Source organism: Barnesiella sp. CU968 (assembly GCF_905219685.1).
In the GTDB taxonomy this organism is placed as follows: domain Bacteria; phylum Bacteroidota; class Bacteroidia; order Bacteroidales; family Muribaculaceae; genus Lepagella; species Lepagella muris_A.
Window position 1 is genome coordinate 1 of the sequence record NZ_CAJMXD010000568.1, and the last position, 1295, is coordinate 1295.

The following is a 1295-nucleotide window of genomic DNA, read 5'->3' on the forward strand; positions in this document are numbered from 1 at the left end:
GGATTACCGCTATCATCGTCAGCAGGGATATTATCCACCCGATGCCTCTGAATACGGGTCTTACAACCACCCATACGACCACCGCCACCAATGTGCCGATTATGAAGCCGACCACACTTGCGACCGTCTTTAATATGCGGTATTGATGGGAGGTTTGGTGAGCTTTGCCCATAGGCGTGATGCGGTCAAGGGGTGTCAGTGCTTGCACCGTCACCTTTTGACGGCATCACGCCGACAACACGGAAGACCGCTCCGCCTCTCGTCGCTTTCGATAGTCTAAATCAAAGCGTTTGTGACATTTCAACGCAACATTTCAGTGTGGCAAATCGTTATTATATGAGAATTATTTATTAACTTTGCCACACCAAAGCAAACATATATGGATAAGATAATAGCCCGCAACATAAAGAAACTCAGGGAAACAGCCCGATACACACAGGATGAGGTAGCACAGGCTCTCGGCGTAACGAGGTCGGCATACAGCAACTATGAGTCGGGCGACAGGGAGGTGCCATATGATGTAATCGAGAAAGCAAGCGACTTTTTCGGTTGCGATATGGCTGTATTGTTTGAAGAAAACGAGAATGTCGATGCCATGATTCTTGTATCGGCTTTCCGTCTTGACGGTATGACAGCCGATGATGCGGCTGAAATCATGCGCTTCAAAGATATTGTGAAGTCTTATTTGAAGATGGAGGCGATAGAGGCACGATGAAAGCTGCATTATTAAATCTTGTTGAAAACCAAGTGACGCGGTTCCGTCAGATGGCGGGACTGAGTGATGCAGAAGCAGTCAATCTCAAAAGTCTGCTTTTGAAATTGAATGTGCTTACTGTTTATCGTCCGTTGTCGGATAACTTCTCAGGCATGAGTCTGAAAAGCGGTGACAGACGGTTTATGCTCATCAATTCCAACCAGCCGAAATGCCGTCAGCATTTCACAATTGCCCATGAACTCTATCATCTGTATGTGGATCCGAATCCGATGCCGCATAACTGCTCTGCCGAAGGAAAGAAAAGTGATGCAGAGCAATGTGCGGATGCTTTTGCACTGATGTTTCTTATGCCGGCAGACGGTGTAAGACAGATGATTCCGGACAATGAGCTGATGTCCGGGCATGTGTCGTTAGCCTCGGTGCTGAGAATAGAGCATTATTTTTCTGTGTCACACGCTGCTGCTCTAAACCGGCTTTTTGACCTCAGACTTATTGACCGAAACGAGAGAGACCTTTATCTGCAATATCCGGTAAAGAGAACTGCAAAGGAATATGGCTATGACACCACCTTATATGAGCC

General features: G+C 46.9%; 2 protein-coding genes. Both read left to right on the forward strand.

What is annotated here, in order from left to right; genetic code table 11:
• Positions 1–379 precede the first annotated feature (379 nt).
• Complete coding sequence (locus JX312_RS13735; RefSeq protein ID WP_204458483.1) at positions 380–715, forward strand: helix-turn-helix domain-containing protein; 336 nt, start codon at positions 380–382, stop codon at positions 713–715.
• The coding region (locus JX312_RS13740) for an ImmA/IrrE family metallo-endopeptidase (protein ID WP_204458485.1) at positions 712–1295 on the forward strand (584 nt) is incomplete at its 3' end. The genes JX312_RS13735 and JX312_RS13740, both read left to right, overlap by 4 nt.

Bases quoted from the DNA above. Each gene is read 5' to 3' on its own strand.
- JX312_RS13735 (WP_204458483.1), top strand. From the start codon at position 380: ATGGATAAGATAATAGCCCGCAACATAAAGAAACTCAGGGAAACAGCC.